17 protein-coding genes are annotated in these 19,534 nt (G+C 68.1%); 9 read left to right on the forward strand and 8 right to left on the reverse strand.

Annotated features, from left to right (window positions below):
• Window positions 1-2: 2 nt before the first annotated feature.
• Entirely contained in the window at window positions 3-929 is a 927-nt protein-coding gene (grxD, locus tag LC490_RS20625) for a Grx4 family monothiol glutaredoxin (RefSeq protein ID WP_223621444.1), read from the forward strand.
• Between the two features lie 570 nt (window positions 930-1,499).
• Here grxD and LC490_RS20630 read toward each other — a convergent pair.
• The 3 genes from LC490_RS20630 to LC490_RS20640 form a co-directional block, all read right to left on the reverse strand.
• On the reverse strand, window positions 1,500-2,057 hold the full coding sequence (locus LC490_RS20630) for a DUF924 family protein (RefSeq protein WP_223621445.1): 558 nt from the start codon (window positions 2,055-2,057) through the stop codon (window positions 1,500-1,502).
• A gap of 272 nt (window positions 2,058-2,329) precedes the next feature.
• The gene (locus LC490_RS20635; RefSeq protein WP_223621446.1) at window positions 2,330-2,899 is read right to left on the reverse strand and encodes a lysozyme inhibitor LprI family protein; all 570 of its coding nucleotides are present in this window, start codon (window positions 2,897-2,899) and stop codon (window positions 2,330-2,332) included.
• 309 nt (window positions 2,900-3,208) lie between these two features.
• On the reverse strand, window positions 3,209-3,985 hold the full coding sequence (locus LC490_RS20640) for an AMP nucleosidase (RefSeq protein WP_057919309.1): 777 nt from the start codon (window positions 3,983-3,985) through the stop codon (window positions 3,209-3,211).
• A 131-nt stretch (window positions 3,986-4,116) separates the two neighbouring features.
• Here LC490_RS20640 and LC490_RS20645 point away from each other — a divergent pair, with 131 nt between their 5' ends.
• From LC490_RS20645 to LC490_RS20670, 6 genes are all read left to right on the forward strand, one after another.
• Complete coding sequence (locus LC490_RS20645) at window positions 4,117-5,568, forward strand: amidohydrolase (RefSeq protein ID WP_223621447.1); 1,452 nt, start codon at window positions 4,117-4,119, stop codon at window positions 5,566-5,568.
• Entirely contained in the window at window positions 5,565-6,911 is a 1,347-nt protein-coding gene (locus LC490_RS20650) for an amidohydrolase family protein (RefSeq protein ID WP_223621448.1), read from the forward strand. Before LC490_RS20645 ends, LC490_RS20650 begins: the two co-directional genes overlap by 4 nt.
• A 325-nt stretch (window positions 6,912-7,236) precedes the next feature.
• A complete protein-coding gene (locus tag LC490_RS20655) occupies window positions 7,237-7,641 on the forward strand; it encodes a DUF1761 domain-containing protein (RefSeq protein WP_031370995.1) in 405 nt (134 codons plus the stop codon).
• A gap of 29 nt (window positions 7,642-7,670) precedes the next feature.
• Complete coding sequence (locus tag LC490_RS20660) at window positions 7,671-8,297, forward strand: 2-hydroxychromene-2-carboxylate isomerase (RefSeq protein ID WP_223621449.1); 627 nt, start codon at window positions 7,671-7,673, stop codon at window positions 8,295-8,297.
• Between the two features lie 98 nt (window positions 8,298-8,395).
• A complete protein-coding gene (locus LC490_RS20665; protein WP_223621450.1) occupies window positions 8,396-9,340 on the forward strand; it encodes a DegV family protein in 945 nt (314 codons plus the stop codon).
• 458 nt (window positions 9,341-9,798) lie between these two features.
• Entirely contained in the window at window positions 9,799-13,263 is a 3,465-nt protein-coding gene (locus LC490_RS20670) for an amidohydrolase family protein (protein WP_223621451.1), read from the forward strand.
• Window positions 13,264-13,344: 81 nt separating this feature from the next.
• Here the strand turns inward: LC490_RS20670 and LC490_RS20675 are convergent, their stop codons facing one another.
• Entirely contained in the window at window positions 13,345-14,226 is an 882-nt protein-coding gene (locus LC490_RS20675) for a class I SAM-dependent methyltransferase (protein WP_223621452.1), read from the reverse strand.
• Window positions 14,223-15,644, reverse strand: a complete 1,422-nt coding sequence (locus LC490_RS20680) for an FAD-binding oxidoreductase (RefSeq protein WP_223621453.1) — start codon at window positions 15,642-15,644, stop codon at window positions 14,223-14,225. The genes LC490_RS20675 and LC490_RS20680 overlap by 4 nt, the downstream gene beginning before the upstream one ends.
• Window positions 15,645-15,763: 119 nt before the next feature.
• Between LC490_RS20680 and LC490_RS20685 the strand changes: the two genes are divergently transcribed.
• Both LC490_RS20685 and LC490_RS20690 read left to right on the forward strand, forming a co-directional pair.
• Window positions 15,764-16,564 (forward strand): helix-turn-helix transcriptional regulator, encoded by an 801-nt coding sequence (locus LC490_RS20685; RefSeq protein WP_223621454.1) that lies wholly within the window; start codon window positions 15,764-15,766, stop codon window positions 16,562-16,564.
• 93 nt (window positions 16,565-16,657) lie between these two features.
• Window positions 16,658-17,002 carry a hypothetical protein gene (locus LC490_RS20690; protein WP_031370988.1) on the forward strand — a complete coding sequence of 115 codons (345 nt, stop codon included), beginning with the start codon at window positions 16,658-16,660 and terminating at the stop codon, window positions 17,000-17,002.
• Between the two features lie 55 nt (window positions 17,003-17,057).
• Here the strand turns inward: LC490_RS20690 and fghA are convergent, their stop codons facing one another.
• The 3 genes from fghA to LC490_RS20705 all read right to left on the reverse strand — a co-directional run bounded on the left by fghA (window position 17,058) and on the right by LC490_RS20705 (window position 19,512).
• Window positions 17,058-17,888, reverse strand: a complete 831-nt coding sequence (gene fghA / locus LC490_RS20695) for an S-formylglutathione hydrolase (RefSeq protein WP_223621501.1) — start codon at window positions 17,886-17,888, stop codon at window positions 17,058-17,060.
• A gap of 197 nt (window positions 17,889-18,085) precedes the next feature.
• The gene (locus LC490_RS20700; protein ID WP_223621455.1) at window positions 18,086-18,394 is read right to left on the reverse strand and encodes a hypothetical protein; all 309 of its coding nucleotides are present in this window, start codon (window positions 18,392-18,394) and stop codon (window positions 18,086-18,088) included.
• An 8-nt stretch (window positions 18,395-18,402) separates the two neighbouring features.
• Window positions 18,403-19,512, reverse strand: coding sequence for an S-(hydroxymethyl)glutathione dehydrogenase/class III alcohol dehydrogenase (locus tag LC490_RS20705; RefSeq protein ID WP_223621456.1), 1,110 nt, complete (start codon window positions 19,510-19,512; stop codon window positions 18,403-18,405).
• Window positions 19,513-19,534: the final 22 nt, after the last annotated feature.

The raw sequence follows: 19,534 nt of genomic DNA on the forward strand, positions 1-19,534 counted from the left end.
CCATGTCCCTCGACCCTGCCCTGCGTTCGCGCATCGAAACCCTGCTCCAGTCCAACCGCGTCGTTCTGTTCATGAAGGGCGGCCCCACCGCGCCGCAGTGCGGCTTCTCGGCCAAGGCCTCCGGCGCGCTCAACGCGCTGCTGCCGCAAGGCTATGCCCATGTCGACGTGCTGGCCGACCCGGAGATCCGCGAGGGCATCAAGCAATACGGCGAGTGGCCGACGATCCCGCAGCTGTATGTCGACGCGCAACTGGTCGGCGGCAGCGACATCATCGAGCAGATGGCCGGCAGCGGCGAACTGCACGAGCTGCTCGGCCTGCCCACACCGGACCGCAGCCCGCCGAAGCTCACGATCACCCCGGCCGCGGCGCAGATGCTGCGCGACGCGGTGGCCAATGCCGGCGACAACTACGCGGTGCAGCTCGAAGTCGACGCGCGCCATAACGTGCGTTTGCAGTTGGCGCCGGTCGATGCCAACGCCATTGCGGTCGAAGCCGAAGGCGTGCGCGTGCAGACCGACTGGATCAACGCCCGCCGCGCCGACGGCGTGAGCATCGACTGGGCCGACGACGAACGCGGCCGCGGCCTGGTCATCACCAACCCCAACGCGCCGCCGGCGGTGAAGCCGATCGCGCCCGAGCAGGCGCTCGCGCGCGCCGGCGAAGGCTCGCTGCGCGTGGTCGACGTGCGCCCCGCCGACGAACGCGCGATCGCCCGCATCGGCATCGCCTTCGACACCTTCGACGGCGGCACCGATGCCCTCGAAGGCCTGCCCAAGGACACCCCGCTGGCGTTCCTGTGCCACCACGGCGGCCGCAGCGCCCAGGCAGCCGAGCACTTCCGCCAGCTCGGTTTCCGCGAGGTCTACAACATCGAAGGCGGCATCGACGCCTGGGCCGACCTGGACGCTTCGATTCCGAAGTATTGATCGAGCGACAGTTCTGATCGATCGGCAAGCCCGAATCGAACGGCCGCGGCGCCCTGCGTCGCGGCCGTTCTGTTTTGTGGGGCGGGCTGCCGCGTCGCCGCCCCTGTAGGAGCGGCGTGAGCCGCGACCGCGGGCTGACGGATCGCCGCGCAGGCTCGGGTGGGTGCGCGGTCGCGACTCACGTCGCTCCTACCCCAAAGCGCGGCGTCGCTGCCCCTGTAGGAGCGGCGCAAGCCGCGACCGCGGGCGGGCGGGATCGCGACGCCGGTTCGGGCGGATGCGCGGTCGCGACTCGCGTCGCTCCTACCCCAAAGCGCGGTGTCGCTGCCCCTGTAGGAGCGGCGTGAGCCGCGACCGCGGGCTGACGGATCGCCGCGCAGGCTCGGGTGGGTGCGCGGTCGCGACTCGCGTCGCTCCTACCCCAAAGCGCGGCGCCGCTGCCTCTGTAGGAGCGGCGTGAGCCGCGACCGCGGGCTCGCGGATCGCGGCGCAGCATGGGGTGATGGCGTGGTCGCGACTCACGTCGCTCCTACATTGATTCATCGCGGTCGCGGGGTGCACGCCCCCGGCTCAGCCCCTGAACCCGCCACCATCCAGATAGGCCTGTTCCTCGGCCGTGCTCTCGCGGCCGAGTGCGGCATTGCGGTGCGGGAAGCGGCCGAAGCGTTCGATGATTTCGAGATGGGCCACGGCCCACTGCGCGGCGTCGCTGCCGTCCTGGTTCGGCGGCAGGCCGCGGTGCAATTCGACCGAGCGGCGTTGATCGTCGAGTTGCTCGGAATGCTCGAACGGCAAATAGAAGAACGCGCGCAGCGCCGGCTCGATGCTGCGGTCGTGACCGAGTTCGAGCGCGCGCCGGGCGTAGTGCCGCGCGAGCGGATCGGTCGCGTAGGAATGCGCGCTGCCGCGGAAGACGTTGCGCGGAATCTGGTCGAGCAGGATCAGCAAGGCCAGCGCGGATTCGGCGTCGCACTCGACCCAGTCGTCGTGCTCGCGCCGCGCGGCGGCGTGATGGGCTTCGAGGAAACCGCTGCGGCATTGATGATCGAAGCTGTCGTTGCGGTCGAACCAGCGGCTGGGGCCGGCGTTTCGCCAGAAGTCGACGACGTCTTTCGCGGTCACGGGCATGCGGGTTCTCGCTGAGGATCAGGTGGCGAACCCTAGCAAACCGGGCGCGAAGCTGTCGCGCTCACCCTGCGACGGGCATCAAGCCGCATCCACATGAATCGCGGAAGCCCGCGTACCTCACGCTGTCGCAAGACCGATGACTGCCGCGCCGCAAGCCGCTGCGACGATCGGCCCGATGGATCCGTCGAAACCGCCTGCCAGGTGGGGCCGATCCGCGGTTGCCCATCCTTCCACCGCCGATGCGATGCCCAAGGCCGCCATAGCCGGCCGCATCAAGCGGCCTCTTCCTCGCCCAACTGCGTTTCCAGCTCGTTGATCCATGCGACCGTAATGCTTTCCATCGTCACCGCGTGGATCAGCGGACGGATCGGCCCGGCCGAGTACGACTGCGAGACGAAACGCGCATGGCATTCGCGAAAAGTCAGCCATGCCTCGTGCGCCCGCTCGAACGCCGCCAGGCCGTCGCCGTCGAGCTGCTTGCGCAGGTGCGCGACCAAGCCCTGCAACCGCACTTCTTCGCGGCTGAGCTCGGCGATCGCCTGCTGGCTCATGTCGGCCTCGCTGACCCGCGCGTCCTCGTTGTCGCGCGCGACCGCGGCGGCCTTGCTGAAATAGCTGTCGGCGATGCGCGCGGCGGTTTCGGCCTTGCCGACCAACCGGCTTTCGAAACGGCGCAGTTCCTCGACGCTGGTGTGAGCGCCGTCGAGCTCTTGCTTGAGCGCCAGCAATTGCTTGCCGCGCTCGATCGCGTCGACCGTGCCGCGACGTTCGGCGAAACGTTGGATGAAGTAGAACGCCCAGGTAAGCAACGCGCCGATGACGGTGAAGATGAGCTGTTCCATGACCTGTCCTCCGGCCGTGGAATACAGTGTCGGCGCGCGAGGTCTCAGGCCGTGCGATGTCGTGTGCTTGGCGTCGCAGAACCCCTATAAAAACAGGGTTATCCGCTCGTTCATCGATAAACGGTTCAGGGCCGCACGACGGATCTGCGATGGCGGGCACGGCGCGCGCGCAGAGCTGTCGCGGCCCTCACCCCAACCCCTCTCCCGCAAGCGGGAGAGGGGCTTCGTACGCTGGCGCTTGCAGATGAATGACTACTGTCACGACACCGCGAAGCGCTCAAAGACGGAAAGGCCGGCGTGCCGTAGCGATCACTCGTCGAAGCGCAAATGCCGCACCGACTTGCCGTGGCGGCGAATCAGCTTCAGCGCTTCGATGCCGACGCTGATGTGGGTGTCGACGAAGTTCGCGCTGACCTTGGCGTCGGAGGCTTCGGTCTTGACGCCTTCGGGGATCATCGGCTGGTCCGACACCAGCAGCAGCGCGCCGCAGGGGATGCGGTTGGCGAAGCCGGCGGCGAACACGGTCGCGGTCTCCATGTCGATGGCCATGCAGCGCATCTGGCGCAGGCGCTCCTTGAAGGCTTCGTCGTGCTCCCAGACGCGGCGGTTGGTGGTGTACACCGAGCCGGTCCAGTAGTCGTGGCCGAGGTCGCGGATGGTGGTCGAAACCGCGCGCTGCAGGGCGAAGGCCGGCAGGGCCGGCACTTCCGGCAGCAGGTAATCGTTGGAGGTGCCTTCGCCGCGGATCGCGGCGATCGGCAGCACCAGGTCGCCGAGCTGGTTCTTGCGCTTGAGGCCGCCGCACTTGCCGAGGAACAACACCGCCTTGGGCATGATCGCCGACAGCAGGTCCATCATGGTCGCGGCGTTGGGGCTGCCCATGCCGAAGTTGATCATGGTGATGCCGTCGAAGGTCGCGCTCGGCATCGGTCGGTCCAGGCCGACCACTTCGGCGCCGGTCAGGCGCGCGAAGGTATGCAGGTAGCCGCCGAAATTGGTCAGCAGGACGTGCTCGCCGAATTGGTCCAGGGGCACGCCGGTGTAGCGCGGCAGCCAGTTTTCGACGATCTGTTCTTTCTCTTTCATGGTCTGTGCCTGTTCTTGTTGTTGTCCGGCCATTGTCGCACCGCCCATGACGATAGTCAGGGTTGGCAGGGGCTCGGGCGGCCGTTACGGTTCCAAGGTTGTCCGTCGCTCGCTCTGTCTTGGGGGAATCCATGTTTCGACCGCTACTGGCCGGCTGTGGCCTGGCGCTGCTCGCCGGCGCCGTGCAGGCCGCCACGCCCGCGTCTGCCTCGCGTTTCACCCAGGACCCGTATCCGAGCACCTACAAGGCGATCGCCGCCGGCCCGGTGCTGCTGCAGCATGCGACCGTGCTGACCGGCGCCGGCCAGCGCCTCGACGACGCCGACGTGCTGCTGCGCGATGGCAAGGTGGTCGCGGTCGGCCGCGCCCTCGAGGCACCCAGCGACGCCACCCGCGTCGACGCGAGCGGCAAGTGGATCACCCCGGGCATCATCGACGTGCACTCGCACCTCGGCGTCTACCCGAGCCCCGGCGTCGGCGCGCACGCCGACGGCAATGAAATGACCGGCCCGGTCACCCCGAACGTCTGGGCCGAACATTCGGTGTGGCCGCAGGACCCCGGCTTCGCCGCGGCGCTCGCCGGCGGCATCACCTCGCTGCAGATCCTGCCCGGCTCGGCCAACCTGATCGGCGGACGCGGGGTGACGCTGAAGAACGTCCCGGCCACCAGCTACCAGGCGATGAAGTTCCCGGCCGCGCCGTGGGGCCTGAAGATGGCCTGCGGCGAGAACCCCAAGCGCGTCTACGGCAGCCGCAACACGCCGCCGGGCACGCGCATGGGCAATGTCGCCGGTTACCGCGCCGCCTTCATCGACGCCAGCGAATACCTGCGCAAGAGCGCGCCGAAGGCCGCCGCGCCGCAGAAGAAGCGCTGGTGGCAGAGCAGCGCCAAGCCCGGCAACGGCAACGGCGCCGACAGCGAGAAGGACACCGGCGGCAAGCGCGACCTCAAGCTCGACACCCTGGCCGGCGCGATCAAGGGCGACATCCTCGTCCACATCCATTGCTACCGCGCCGACGAGATGACCACCATGCTCGACCTGGCCAAGGAGTTCGGCTTCAAGGTCAGCGCCTTCCACCACGGCGTGGAGGCCTACAAGATCGCCGACCGCCTCGCCGCCGAAGGCGTGTGCGGCGCGCTGTGGGCCGACTGGTGGGGCTTCAAGATGGAAGCCTTCGACGGCATCCAGGAAAACATCGCCATCGTCGACCGCCCCGCCAACAGCTGCGCGATCGTGCATTCGGACTCCGAGGAGGGCATCCAGCGCCTCAACCAGGAAGCGGCCAAGGTGATCGCGCATGCGCGCCTGGCCGGCATCGACATCGCGCCGGAACGGGCGATCCGCTGGCTGACCCAGAACCCGGCCAAGGCGCTCGGCATCCTCGAACGCACCGGCACCCTCGAGCCCGGCAAGATGGGCGACGTGGTGGTGTGGAACGGCAACCCCTTCAGCGTCTACGCCAAGGCCGAGCAGGTCTATGTCGACGGCGCGCGCGTCTACGACCGCGCCGACCCGTCGCGGCAACCGAAGTCGGACTTCCTGCTGGGGCAACCGGCGACGCAGACCGGAGGCGTGCGATGAACCGTCGCGGGATCGAACCCTTGTCCTGCGCCGTTGCAGCGAAGCTTGCAACCCGCGGGCTGCGTCGCAGCGCGCTGCTGCTCGCCCTGCTCGGCGCTTGCGCGAGTTTCGGCGCCGCGGCGCAGAACGTCCTGATCCGCAACGCCACCGTGCACACCGCGACCGCGCAAGGCTCGCTCGAACACGCCGACGTGCTGGTCGGCAACGGCGTGGTGCGCGCGGTCGGCAGGGGGCTGTCGGCGCCGGCCGGCGCCCAGGTCGTCGAAGCCGAAGGCCGGCCGCTGACCCCGACCCTGTTCGGCGGCATCACCGAGATCGGCCTGGAAGAAGTCTCCGGCGAAAAATCCACGGTCGACCAGACCGTCGCGCTGGGCGCCGACACCAAGGAAATGACGGTGCGGCCGGAGTTCGACGTAACCCTGGCCTACAACCCCGACTCGGTGTTGATCCCGGTCGCGCGCATCGAAGGCATCGGCTGGACCCTGCTCGGCGTCGGCACCGCCACCGGCGGCTCGATCGTCGCCGGCCAGGGCGGCGTCGAACGGCTCGACGGCGGCCCCGACCCGATCGGCCCGCGTGTGTTGTTCGTGCGCCTGGGCAAAGACGGCCTGGGCCTCAGCGGCAGCTCGCGTGCAGCGCAGTGGATGATCCTCGACCAGTTGATCGACGAGGCGCGCGGCCGCATCGCACCCGGCCACCACGCCGCGCTGCTGACCCCGGCCGGGCGTTCGACCCTGCTCAAATACCTCGACGGCGGCGGCCGCATCGTGTTCGGCGTCGATCGCGCCGCCGACATCCGCCAGTTGCTGCGCTGGTCGGCGCGGCACCGGTTGCGCATCGCCATCGCCGGCGGCGGCGAGGCCTGGCGGCTCGCGCCGCAGCTCGCCGCGGCCAAGGTGCCGGTGTTCGTCAATCCGCTGTCCAACCTGCCGAGCGATTTCGACCAGGTCGGCGCCAGCATGGAGAACGCCGCGCGCCTGCGCGCGGCCGGCGTGGCGGTGGGTTTCAGCGAAGGCGGCGCCTCGCACAACGCGCGCAAGGTACGCCAGCTCGCCGGCAACGCCGTCGCCGCGGGCCTGCCCTGGGCCGACGGCCTGGCCGGCCTGACCCGGGTGCCGGCCGAAGCCTTCGGCGTGGCCGGCCAGGTCGGCGCCATCGCCCCAGGCCAGCGCGCCGACCTGGTGCTGTGGAGCGGCGATCCGCTCGATGTCGCCCATGTCGCCCTGCAAGTGTGGATGGACGGCCGCGCGATCGAGATGCGCAGCCGCCAGACCGAGCTGCGCGACCGTTACCTGCACGGCGACACCGGCCTGCCGCGCGCGTATCCGGCGCCGGCGCGCTGAGGCAGCGGCCCGGCCGCTTCGACGAAGCGGCCCAATGAATCCGCCGGGTCTTTGTAGGAGCGGCGTAAGCCGCGACCGCGAAGCCACGGCGACGACGAAGCGGTAAGAACGCGGTCGCGGCTTACGCCGCTCCTACAAGGGGGCGGTCCGCGGGCATGGCCCATGCCACCGCCTCCGATGACCCAGGCGTATCCTGTCGTCGGCCGACGAAGGATCGCCGCCCGTCCCGCCCCTTCCCCGAGCCCGCTGCGGCGAGCTGCCGCGCGACATCGCGCACCGGGAATCGGTCGGTGCCGATTCACCCCAACACCCGGAGAACACCGCGATGACCGCATCCCTCTTGCAACTCAACTGGCTGGCGATCCTCGCGGCGACCGCCTCGTCCTTCCTGCTCGGCGGGCTCTGGTACGGGCCCTTGTTCAAGAAGCGCTGGTGCCGCGAAGCCGGGGTCGATCCCGATGCCAAGCCCGGCCACCCCGGCCGGGTGTTCGCCACCGCCATCGCCTGCAGCTTCCTCGCCGCGCTGATGTTCGCGGTGTTCCTGCCGCCCGGCGCCAATGCCGCCGACGGTTTCGGGGTCGGCTTCGTGGTCGGGCTGTTCTTCGTCTCGATGAGCTTCGGCATCAACTACGCCTTCGCCCAGCGCAGCCTGATGCTGTGGATGATCGACGCCGGTTACCACATCCTCCAGTTCGCCCTGTACGGCCTGATCCTCGGCGCCTGGAAGTAACAGAGCCGGCCATAAGAGACCCGACGACCATGACCACGCTGCGCTGGTACTTCGACTTCATCTCGCCGTTCTCCTACCTGCAGTGGCAGAAGCTCAGGCCGATGGTGCGCGAGCGCGCGATCGAGCTGGTGCCGGTCGCATTCGGCGCCGTGCTCGAGGCGCGCGGCCAGAAGGGCCCGGCCGAAATCGTCGGCAAACGCGAGTTCACCTACCGGCACGTGCTGTGGCAGGCGCGGCGCGAAGGCATCGCCCTGCGCTTCCCGCCGGCGCATCCGTTCAATCCGCTCGCCGCACTGCGGTTGTGCCTGGTCGCCGGCTCCACCCCCGAGGCGGTCGATGCGATCTTCGACTGGATCTGGCGGCGCGGCGAGGCCGGCGACAGCGTCGAAGCACTGGCACCGGTGATCGATGCCCTCGGGGTCGAGGCCGAAGCGCTCGGCGCCGACGCGATCAAGGCGGCGCTGCGCGACAACACCGAGGCCGCGTTGGTGGCCGGTGTCTTCGGTGTCCCTACGTTGAGCATTGGAGATGAGTTGTTTTGGGGCAACGATGCCCACGACTTCGCTCTTGACGCACTGCAACATCCCGAATTGCTCGACGACCCGGAGATGCAGCGTTTGAAGCAACTGCCGGTGGGGATACGTCGCCGCGCCTGAACGACGCAAGCCCCGGAGCGCGCTCACGCGTGACTCATGTCTCAAAAAGGTATGCTGCGGTCCTATCCGATCACCACGCGCCCTACCCGGGGGGGAACATGCGCATTGGAATCGTCGTCGACTCCGCTTGCGATCTGCCGTTGGAATATCTGGAACGGCACGACATCCATCTGTTGCCGATCACCGTGCGCATCGGCCAGGCGGTACTGGCCGACCATCGCAACGAACAGGCCACCCTGCAATTCCTGCACACGCACCTGGCCGAGCGCGGTTTCGAGGCCGAGACCACGCCCTACACCGTGCAGCAGGTGCGCGACCTGTTCGTCAGCCAGCTCGTGATCGATTACGACTACGTGTTCTGCATGACGATCACCAAGACCCGCAGCCCGGTCTACGAGAACGCCAATCAGGCCAGCTTCGCGATCCTCAACGACTACAAGCCGGTGCGTTCAGCGGCCGGCATCAACACGCCGTTCGCGTTGCGGGTGATCGACACTCTCAACCTGTTCGCCGCCCAGGGCATCACCGCGGTCGAAGCGGTGCGCCTGCGCGCCGCCGGCGAAGGCGCGCCGAAGATCCGCGCGCGTCTGGAGTATCTGGCCCTGCACACCCACGGCTATCTGATCCCGCGCGACCTCAACTACCTGCGCGCGCGCACCCGCGTGCGCGGCGACCGCAGCGTCAGCTTCCTCAGCGCCACCCTCGGCACCGCGCTCGACATCAAGCCGGTGCTGCACTGCAACCGCGGCGAGACCGGCCCGGTGGCCAAGATCAAGGGCTACGAGAACGCCGCGCAGAAGCTGTTCGAGTTCACCGCGCACAAGGCCCAGACCGGGCTGCTGACGCCGACGGTGTGCGTCAGCTACGGCGGCGAACTCGCCGAACTGCACGCCCTGCCCGGCTACGAGCGCCTGCGCGAAGCCTGCCGCAACAGCAACGTCGAGCTGTTCGAAAGCGTCATGAGCCTGACCGGCATGGTCAACGTCGGCAAGGGCGCGGTGGTGGTCGGCTTCGCCGCCGAGCAGGCCGACTTCAAGGGCTGAGCGGGCACGAAGCGGCTGGAGCGCCGATGCGGATGCGGCGGCGCCAAGAGCAAATCTCCCCCAACCCCTCTTTTCCAAAGAGGGGAGCGGATTAGCTTTGCCGGGAGCAACGACACCTCGTCGACGCATTAGAACTGGCCACCGTCGCTCTTGCTTCGAAGGCAGCATCCGTTACATGAGGTCCACGGCTTCCATTCGAGAGCCGGCAGTTCGGCCCCGCTAGCCGCCAGCATCCCTTGCTTGCGCAGCGATGCAGCTCGAAAGAAGTTCATCCTCCCCGACCCGACGCCAGCACTCCCCTCTTTGGCAAAGAGGGGTTGGGGGAGATTTGCTTTGCTCGCACGGCGTGGCGACAGCGACATCTCGCCATACCCCACCAAGCACGACTTTTAGCCCAGGTGTCGAGGCATGCGTGCGGGTTAGGCTCGAACCATCGTCAGCCCCAGGTAACCGCTTCGATGCCCAATCACCGCCTGCTCGCCCTTGCGCTCGCCAGCGCGCTCGCCGTCCCGGCCTATGCCCAGACCCCGCCGCAACCCGCACCGCAGGACAAGAAACAGGGCGAGAAACAAGGCGAAGCGCCCGCCGCCCAGTTGGAACAGGACGCGCTGAAACCCGCCGGCACCGATCCGGCGCGCGCTTCGGCGCAGACCGCCAAGGGCGTCAGCAAGCCCGGCGACAAGGACGAGAAGAAGTGGGACGTCTCGGCGCCGCACGGCCAGACCAAGACCGTGCGCTTCGACACCGACGAAGGCACCTGGATGGACCTGGACGTGTCGCCCGACGGTCGCGAAATCGTGTTCTCGCTGCTCGGCGATCTGTACCGGCTGCCGATCGGCGGCGGTCAGGCCAAGCGCATCACCAGCGGCCCGGCCTGGGACGTGCAACCGCGTTGGTCGCCCGACGGCCGCGAACTCGCTTTCACCTCCGACCGCGGCGGCGGCAACAACCTGTGGCGGATCAAGGCCGACGGCAGCAACGCCGTCGCGGTGACCAAGGAAGACTTCCGCCTGCTCAACAACCCGGCGTGGACGCCGGACGGCCAGTTCCTGGTCGGACGCAAGCATTTCACCGGCGAGCGTTCGCTCGGCGCCGGCGAGTTGTGGATCTACCATGCCGCCGGCGGCGGTGGCGGCCTGCAACTGACCAAGCAGAAGAACGACCAGCAGGACCTCGGCGAACCGGCGCTGTCGCCGGATGGCCGCTACGTCTATTACTCCGAAGACGTCAGCGCCGGCCCGGCCTTCCAGTACAACAAGAACGTCCACGACACCGTCTACGCGATCAAGCGCTTCGACCGCGAAACCGGCAAGAGCGAAACCGTGATCGGCACGCCCGGCGGCGCGGTGCGGCCGCAGCCCTCGCCGGACGGCAAGTCGCTGGCCTTCGTCAAACGCATCCGCGACAAGTCGGTGCTGCACGTGCTCGACCTGGCCAGCGGCGAAACCCGCCCGGTCTGGGACGGGCTGTCGCACGACATGCAGGAAGCCTGGGCGATCTTCGGGCCGTACGCGAATTTCTCCTGGACTCCCGACTCCAAGTCGGTGGTGATCTGGGCGCAGGGCAAGCTGTGGCGCGTCGGCATCGCCAGCGGCAAGCCCGAGGCGATTCCGTTCCAGGCGTCGATCGAACAGACCGTGGCCGAGCCGTTGCGTTTCGAACAGAAACTCGACGAAGGCCGCTTCGCGCCGAAAATGATCCGCGACGTCGCCACCAGTGCCGACGGCAAGACCCTGATCTTCCACGCCGTCGGCCATCTGTGGCGCAAGCGCCTGCCCGACGGCAAGCCCGAACGCCTGACCGGCAACGACAACCTTTACGAGTACCAGCCCAGCTTCAGCGCCGACGGCGGCAAACTGCTGTACACGACCTGGTCCGACGAAGCGCTCAGCGCGATCTACGTCGCCAGCGCCGGCGGTGGCGGCGGCAAGCGCCTGACCCAGGACAAGGGCTTCTACTACGGCCCGCGCTTCTCGCCCGACGGCAAGCGCATCGTCTACGCCAAGACCGGCGGCGGCGGTCTCACCGGCAGCCTGTGGTCGGCCGATCGCGGCATCTACGTGATGTCGGCCGACGGCGGCAAGCCGACCCGCATCGCCGACAACGGCGAAGCGCCGCAGTTCAGCGCCGACGGCAGCCGCGTGTATTACCTTACCGGCGGCGGCCTGAAGAAGAAGCTGATGTCGGTCGGCCTGCAGGGCGAAGAGCCGCGCGAGGTCTACAACCTCAAGTACGTCGACTCGGTCAGCATCAGCCCGGACGGCAAGTGGGTGGCGTTCACCGAGTTGTTCAACGCCTATGTCGCGCCGCTGATGACCACCGGCAGCTCGGTCGAACTAAGCAAGGACAGCAAGGCGATGCCGGTGACGCCGGTCAGCGCCGACGTCGGCAGCTATCTGCACTGGGCCGCCGATTCGAAGTCGCTGCACTGGATGGTCGGCGATCGTTATTACTCGCGCCCGCTCAACCAGGCCTTCGCTTTCCTGCCGGGCGCGCCGGCCACGCCGGCCAAACCCTCGGCCGACGAAACCGGCGTGCGCGTCGGCCTCGACCTGCCGGTGTACGCAGCGCGCGACACCGTCGCTTTCACCCACGCACGCGTGGTGACGATGCGCAACGCCGAGACCGCGCAGGAAGTGATCGAGGACGGCACCGTGGTGGTGCGCGGCGACAAGATCGAAGCGGTCGGCGCCAGCGGCACGGTCGCGGTGCCGGCCGGCGCGCGCGTCATCGACGCCAGCGGCAAGACCATCCTGCCCGGCTACATCGACGTGCATGCGCATGCCGCACATTTCGGCCAAGGTGTAGTCCCGCAGCAGAACTGGGCCTACTACACCAACCTCGCCTTCGGCATCACCACCATGCACGACCCCTCGGCGACCACCGAGTTCGTGTTCTCCGAAGCCGAGCTGCTCAAGGCCGGCAAGATGGTCGGCCCGCGCGTGTTCTCGACCGGCACGATCCTGTACGGCGCCGACGGCGACTTCAAGGCGGTGATCAACTCGATCGACGACGCCCGCAGCCACCTGCGCCGGATGAAGGCCAACGGTGCGTTCTCGGTCAAGAGCTATAACCAGCCGCGCCGCGAACAGCACCAGCAGATCAACCAGGCCGCGCGCGAGCTGGGCATGCTGGTGGTCGAGGAAGGCGGTTCGACCTTCAACCACAACCTGCCGATGATCCTCGACGGCGCCACCGGCATCGAGCACAACATCCCGGTCGCGCCGCTGTACAAGGACGTGGTCGAACTGTGGCGGCAGACCGACGTGCGCAACACCCCGACCCTGGTGGTGAGCTACGGCGGCCTGTCCGGCGAGTACTGGTGGTATGCGCGCGACAACGTCTGGGAAGACAAGAAGCTCAATCGCTTCTTCCCGCGCGAAACCCTCGACGCGCGTTCGATCCGTCGCGAGACCGCGCCGGATTGGGATTACTGGCATGTGCAGGTCGCCAAGTCGGTGAAGAAGCTGCGCGACGCCGGCGTCAAGATCCAGGTCGGCGGCCACGGCCAGTTGCAGGGCCTGTCGGCGAACTGGGAAATCTGGATGCTGCCGCAGGGCGGTTTCAGCAACTTCGAGGCTTTGCGCGCGGCCACCATCGACGGCGCCGACTATCTCGGCCTGTCCAAGCAGCTCGGTTCGCTCGAAGCCGGCAAGAAGGCCGACCTGGTGGTGCTCAACAGCAATCCGCTGGAGAACATCCGCGCGACCATCGACACCCGCTATGTGATGGTCGACGGGCGTTTGTTCGACGTCGATGCCGACATGGCCGAACTTGGCAATCTGGGCGAAAAGGCGCCGAACTTCTACTGGCAGCGCCATCGCGACGGCCAGACGTTCGGCATCGAATTCGGCCCGACCTCGGTCTGCCATTGCCCGAAGGGGCATGGCCCGCACGAGGCTCACGCAGCACACGAAGACTGAGGCGCGACCAGCGCGGCGGCGGAGCCGCCGCGCACTTAGTCGGATTAGCGCGGCGCCACTGCCGCGCACTCTTCGTCGGAATTAGCGCGGCGGCGAAGCCGCCGCGCAATGGGCCAGGAACAGCCATTCGCCGGGACTCGGATCGGGATCCTCCGGGTCGCCCGGTTCGACCAACGTACGCAGCATCCAGCCGCACTCGCCGAGCCACGCGCCGATCGCGCCGCGCTCGCAGCCCCAGCGGAACGGCTCGCCGCGCCGCTGCAACCAACCGCGCACCCACGGCCGTTCGCGCCGGAAGCGCGGCCGGCCACACCACGGTTCCATCGCCGTGGCGATCAGGATCGGATGCGGCAGCCCCTGCGCCAATCCGCGCAGCAGGTGCTGCGCGCGCGCCGACGACAGATACATCAGCACGCCTTCGGCCACGCACAGGGTCGGCCGATCGGGATCGAAAGCGGGATCGGCGAGGAGCGTGCCCAGCGCATCGTCGCGCTCCAGATCGGTCCCCAGCAGCCGCAAACGCGACATGTCCGCTTGCAACTGCCGCAACGCCTCGCGTTTGATCGCTACGCTATCGGTGCGGTCGAGTTCGAACACTCGCAGCATCGGGTGCCGTTGCGCCAGGCTCCATCCAAGGCCGTCGTAGCCGCTGCCGATCAGCACTGCCTGCGCCGCACCGTCCGCGCAAGCGCGGTCGGCCCATTGCGCGATGCGCCGCTTGCGCCAGGCGTAGTGCCCGCGCAAGCCCGGCAGGGCCAGCGTTTCCAGCGCGCTCAGGCAGGCGCGCCCCAGCGCGCCATCGACGAGCCGCAACAGGCCGCGGCCGCTGGTACCGCAGCGCTCCAGGCAGGCCCGGGCAAGTTGCGCCTGCGGCGTCGATTCGACGCGTCCGTAACCGTGCTGCACGCTGGCGGCGGCGACCAGCATCGCGGTGGACACGTTGCTCATGGGCGCGCCGCTCATGCGCCGGCTCGCGCGAACAGCGCTTCGTGATGGCGGAACCAGTCGCTGTCCCAACGCCGGTCCGGGTCGAGCTCGCGCTTACGCCGCAGGAACTCGCGAAACTGCGGATAGGCCGCCTCGACCTGATCGCGCGTGGCATGGCGATGGTAGGTCAGGTAGTAGCTGCCGCCGCAGACCAGGGCTTCGTCGATCAGGGCGCGGAACGCGACCGCAGCGGCGATGCGTCCGGCCGGATCGTGGCGCACGTGCAGATTGAACACGATGCAGGCCCAGTCCTCGCGCGCCCAGGCCAGCATGCTGCTGCGTTCCGCGCACACCAGCCGCACGGTGCCGTAGATCGGCTGCGCGCGGTGGCGTCGCAGGCAATCGGCGGCCGCGGCCATGAATTCGGCCAGACGCGCGCGTGGCACGTACAGCTCGGTGATCATCTCCGAGCCGCAATGCCCCAGTGCCGCGTCGACGCTCGCGTGGTAGCCGTCCAGGTAGACGCCGGCCTGCTGACTGTCGGAGGCATAGCGCTGACCGTCGGTGGCCAGGTAGAAACCCGCGTATTCGGCGAAGGCACGGCTCGGCTCGGTATGCGCCAGGCACAGCAAGCGGGCGAAATCTTCGCCGCCGAGATGGCGCGGTGCGGCGTCGGGTGCGGCGTCGGCGAGCGGCCGATAACAGGACGCGATTCCCAGATCGAGGAAGTCGTCGCTGTTCGGGTCGATAGCGAATTGGAAATCGCCGTAGCTGCAACCGTCTGCGATCGCCGCCTGCAGATGCGGCATCAACTCGCCGACCCGCAGCAGCGCGACCTCGCGCCGCAGCACCGTACGCGGCACCAGCCGCAGGGTCAGCCGCGCAACCAGACCGAACAGGCCATAGCCGCCGGCGGCGAGCGCGAACCATTCGGCGTTGCGCTCGCGGTCGGCGATGCGCGCATCGCCGCGATGGTCGATCAGCACGATCGACTCGACGTCTTCGACGAACGGAGCGTAGGCCAGGCCGCGGCCGTGAATATTCGATGCGAACGCGCCGCCCAGGCTGAAGCCGTCGGCGCCGGTCTGCTTCTGGCGGATGGTCCAGCCGCGGCTGTTGCCCGGATGCCGCGCCAGCCATTCCAGCAGCGCCGGCCACTGCACGCCGGCTTCGACCGTGAGCAGACCGCGCTCGTCGTCGAAATCGACGATGCGGTCCAGTCCCGAAGTGTCCAGCAGCCAGCCGCCGGACAGGAACTGCTGGCCGCCCATGGCATGTCGCGCACCCACGGCGATGGTCGAACGGCCCAGGCGCGCGCAGTCGCGCACCGCCACGCAGGCTTGTTCCAGGCTGCGCGGCTGCAGCAGGCCGGCGACGGCGGTGCGGTTGAGGCCGGAGTGGACGTCGTTGAGGTGCAGGGTCGGCGCGGAGAGCGGTGCGATAGCGGCGGACATGACGGATACCGTTGAGGAGGCCAGTCCACCTTGGCCGGCCGGTATCGAAAATCGCAACCCCGCTGGATCAGGTATCGGATTATGATCCCCGGCATCCCGACTGCCCGCACCTTCCCGCCATGGCCGAACGCGAACGTCTGCTCGCTGCGCTCAAGACCGTGCTCAAGGAACGCGGCTGGCGCTACGCCGACCTGGCCCGCGCGCTGGGCCTGTCGGAGCCCACCGTCAAACGCCTGTTGTCGAACGGACGCATCGACCTGGAGCGGCTGGAGCGCATCTGCGCCGTGCTCGACCTGGACTTCTTCGAGCTCGCACGCCGTGCGCGCGGTGCGCGCGACGAGACCCGCCATCTGAACCCGAAACAGGAAGCGGAACTGGCGCGGTCGCCGCGACTGATGACCGTGTTCCACCTGCTCTGTCAGGGCTGGCGCACCGATGCGATCCGCGCCGGCTTCGACCTGAGCGCGCCGGAACTCACCCGCCTGCTGGCGCGCCTGGACCGATTGGCGCTGGCGGAACTGCTGCCCGGCGACAAGGTGCGCCTGCGCGTGCCGCGCGACTTCTCCTGGCGCGACGACGGTCCCGTGCGCGCACGCTACCTGGGCGCGGCCAGCCGCGAGTTTCTGCTGGACGGATTCCAGTCGTCGGATGCTCTGCTGGCCTTGGACATCCGCGAACTGGGCGCGGCCTCGCTGGCGGTGCTGCGGCGCAAGCTGGAACGCCTGCAGGCGGAGTTCAAGGAAGCCGCAGAGCTCGACCTCAGCCTGCCGCCGTCGAAGCGGCGCAGCGTCGGCCTGTTGCTGGCCACGCGGCCCTGGGTCTATTCGCTGATCGAGACACTACGCAGCGAGTATGCGGACGAGCGCGATGCGCCCATGCAAGGCCGGGGCGGACGACGAGCCCGCGTAGCGGCCCGCTGAACGGACTGCCGCTTACTAACTGAACCCCGCGTGTTCACAAACCAACAATGTTCGCCGGCCTAGGCTAGCCGCATCCCCGCACGAGACGCCATGATGGCCACCCGTTACTACATCAGCCTTCCCGATGCGCAACGCGCACGCGGCAGCGACGCCTCGCTGTCGTTCACCGCGGTCAGCGCGGAAGGCTTCGCCGAGCAATTGCAGACCGCGCTGCGCAGCGACGGCTTGTTCGAGCGCTGGCGCGCGAAGCAGCCCGAGCCCGACGAGGTCGACCCCACGCTGGGCGCGACCGATCCGAATGCCTCGGCGCGCGGCGCTCAGCGCGATCTGCACGTGGAGTTGATCATCACCACGGGGCTGTCCGGCGCGATCATCAAGCATCGCCTGCGCCTGCTCGCCGGCAGCGGCTGGGAATTGCGCGACGTCACCGCCGCCTGAGCGCGGCGGTACCGGTATTCCCGGCGCCGTCGCGGTTCGCAACGGCGAGACCGGCTCAGCCGTGCAAGGCGCGTGCGTGATGCGCGATGTGCTCGCCGATGTAGCTGGCGATGAAGTAATAGCTGTGATCGTAACCGGGCCGGATGCGCAGTTCGAGCGGGTGCTTGGCGACTTCGCAGGCCACGCGCAGTAGCTCGGGCTTGAGCTGCGGCGCCAGGAATTCGTCTTCGCCGCCCTGATCGATCAGCAGCGGCAGTTTTTCGCGCGCGCCGCCGACCAAGGCCGTCGCATCCCAGGCCTTCCACGCTTCGCGGTCTTCGCCGAGATAGGCAGTGAACGCCTTCTCGCCCCAGGGCGAATGCGACGGCGCGGCGATCGGCGAGAACGCCGACACACTGCGATAGCGACCGGGGTTCTTCAGCGCGATCATCAAGGCGCCGTGGCCGCCCATCGAGTGGCCGCTGATCGCCCGAGCGCTGGTGGTCGGGAAATGCGCGTCGACCAGCGCCGGCAACTCGTCGACGACGTAGTCGTACATGCGGAAATTCGCCGCCCACTTCGGCCGCGTCGCATTGAGATAGAACCCCGCGCCCTGGCCCAGGTCGTAGCCTTCGGCATCGGGCACGCCCTCGCCGCGCGGGCTGGTATCGGCCGCGACCAGGATCAACCCGTGCTCGGCCGCGTACTGCTGCGCGCCGGCCTTGGTGATGAAGTTCTGCTCGGTGCAGGTCAGGCCCGACAGCCAGTACAGCACCGGGCAGTCTTCGTGCTCGGCCTGCGGCGGCAGGTATACGCCGAAGCGCATCGGGCAGCCCAGCGTGGTCGCGGTGTGGCTCCAGACTTCCTGGCGTCCGCCGAAACAAGCGTGCGATTCGATTTTTTCCATGGCGTCCTCGGTGGTCTTGTTGGCCTTCATTGGCCCCTGCGGGGCGCCTTCTCAGCCTTACGCTTGCGCCGCATGCTGGAGCAGGAAGCGTCCGCACTGATTCGCTTCCAGCTCCCTCTCCCACTTGCTGCGACCGCAAGAAGTGCAAAGCTGAGAGGGTTGGGTCAGGGCCGCTGCCTCACCGCCGCATCCCAACCTCAACGCAAGCTCGATCCGTTCGGATTGATCGCGCCGGCATCGGTGCGGTCGGGATAGTAAGCCTTCTTGTGCTCCAACCCATAAAACAGCAAGCCGTGCAGGCCGATGATCTCGTGCTTGGCCACTCGCTGTTTCCAGAGCCGTTCGAATACGGCATCCAGCCTGTCCGGATCGCCTCTGGCCAGCACTTCATCGATGAAAGCGACGTCCTGCCCGTCGGGAAACAAGCACCGGAAACCTTCGTCGTCGATCGCATACACGTCGTAGACGCAGTTATCGGCGCCGTCGACGACCTGGACGTGCTTCATCGCCGCGCTCAGTAGTGAATCACGGTCCGGATCGACTTGCCCTCGTGCATCAGGTCGAAGGCTTCGTTGATGCGTTCCAGCGGCAGGGTGTGGGTGATGAAGGGGTCGAGGTCGATCTCGCCCTTCATCGCCTGCTCGACCATGCCCGGCAACTGGGTGCGGCCCTTGACCCCACCGAAGGCCGAGCCGCGCCAAACCCGCCCGGTGACCAGTTGGAACGGACGCGTGCTGATCTCCTGGCCGGCGCCGGCGACGCCGATGATGACCGATTCGCCCCAACCCTTGTGGCAGCACTCCAGCGCCGAACGCATGACGTTGACGTTGCCGATGCACTCGAAGCTGAAATCGACGCCGCCGTCGGTCATCTCGACCAACACGTCCTGGATCGGGCGATCGAAGTCCTTCGGATTGACGCAGTCGGTCGCGCCCATCTTCTTCGCCAGTTCGAACTTGCCCGGATTGGTGTCGACGCCGATGATGCGCCCGGCCTTGGCCTGCACCGCGCCCTGGATCACCGCCAGGCCGATGCCGCCGAGGCCGAACACCGCGACCGTGTCGCCAGGCTGGACCTTGGCGGTGTTATGGACCGCGCCGATGCCGGTGGTGACGCCGCAGCCGAGCAGGCAGACCTTTTCCAACGGCGCCTCGGGGTTGACCACCGCGAGCGAGACTTCGGCGACCACCGTATATTCGCTGAAGGTGCTGCAGCCCATGTAGTGATGGATCGGCTGGCCGTTGTAGCTGAAACGGCTGCTGCCGTCCGGCATCACACCCTTGCCCTGGGTCGCGCGCACCGCTTGGCAGAGGTTGGTCTTGCCCGACAGGCAGAACTTGCACTTGCGGCATTCGGCCGTATACAGCGGGATCACGTGGTCGCCCGGCTTGACGCTGGTGACGCCCTCGCCGACTTCGACCACCACGCCGCCGCCTTCATGACCGAGCACGGCCGGGAACAGGCCTTCCGGGTCGTCGCCGCTGAGAGTGAAGGCATCGGTGTGGCAGACGCCGGTGGCGGTGATCCGCACCAGCACTTCGCCGGCGCGCGGCGGCTCGACGTCGATCTCGACGATCTGCAGGGGTTGTCCGGCGGCGAAGGCGACGGCGGCGCGGCTTTTCATGGCGTTCTCCAATGACGTCCCG

The organism is Lysobacter sp. ESA13C, assembly GCF_019970005.1.
In the GTDB taxonomy this organism is placed as follows: Bacteria; Pseudomonadota; Gammaproteobacteria; order Xanthomonadales; family Xanthomonadaceae; genus Lysobacter; species Lysobacter antibioticus_B.

Coding starts and splice junctions, on each gene's coding strand:
- grxD (WP_223621444.1), top strand. CDS start 3: ATGTCCCTCGACCCTGCCCTGCGTTCGCGCATCGAAACCCTGCTCCAG.
- LC490_RS20630 (WP_223621445.1), bottom strand. CDS start 2,057: ATGCCCGTGACCGCGAAAGACGTCGTCGACTTCTGGCGAAACGCCGGC.
- LC490_RS20635 (WP_223621446.1), bottom strand. CDS start 2,899: ATGGAACAGCTCATCTTCACCGTCATCGGCGCGTTGCTTACCTGGGCG.
- LC490_RS20640 (WP_057919309.1), bottom strand. CDS start 3,985: ATGAAAGAGAAAGAACAGATCGTCGAAAACTGGCTGCCGCGCTACACC.
- LC490_RS20645 (WP_223621447.1), top strand. CDS start 4,117: ATGTTTCGACCGCTACTGGCCGGCTGTGGCCTGGCGCTGCTCGCCGGC.
- LC490_RS20650 (WP_223621448.1), top strand. CDS start 5,565: ATGAACCGTCGCGGGATCGAACCCTTGTCCTGCGCCGTTGCAGCGAAG.
- LC490_RS20655 (WP_031370995.1), top strand. CDS start 7,237: ATGACCGCATCCCTCTTGCAACTCAACTGGCTGGCGATCCTCGCGGCG.
- LC490_RS20660 (WP_223621449.1), top strand. CDS start 7,671: ATGACCACGCTGCGCTGGTACTTCGACTTCATCTCGCCGTTCTCCTAC.
- LC490_RS20665 (WP_223621450.1), top strand. CDS start 8,396: ATGCGCATTGGAATCGTCGTCGACTCCGCTTGCGATCTGCCGTTGGAA.
- LC490_RS20670 (WP_223621451.1), top strand. CDS start 9,799: ATGCCCAATCACCGCCTGCTCGCCCTTGCGCTCGCCAGCGCGCTCGCC.
- LC490_RS20675 (WP_223621452.1), bottom strand. CDS start 14,226: ATGAGCGGCGCGCCCATGAGCAACGTGTCCACCGCGATGCTGGTCGCC.
- LC490_RS20680 (WP_223621453.1), bottom strand. CDS start 15,644: ATGTCCGCCGCTATCGCACCGCTCTCCGCGCCGACCCTGCACCTCAAC.
- LC490_RS20685 (WP_223621454.1), top strand. CDS start 15,764: ATGGCCGAACGCGAACGTCTGCTCGCTGCGCTCAAGACCGTGCTCAAG.
- LC490_RS20690 (WP_031370988.1), top strand. CDS start 16,658: ATGGCCACCCGTTACTACATCAGCCTTCCCGATGCGCAACGCGCACGC.
- fghA (WP_223621501.1), bottom strand. CDS start 17,888: ATGGAAAAAATCGAATCGCACGCTTGTTTCGGCGGACGCCAGGAAGTC.
- LC490_RS20700 (WP_223621455.1), bottom strand. CDS start 18,394: ATGAAGCACGTCCAGGTCGTCGACGGCGCCGATAACTGCGTCTACGAC.
- LC490_RS20705 (WP_223621456.1), bottom strand. CDS start 19,512: ATGAAAAGCCGCGCCGCCGTCGCCTTCGCCGCCGGACAACCCCTGCAG.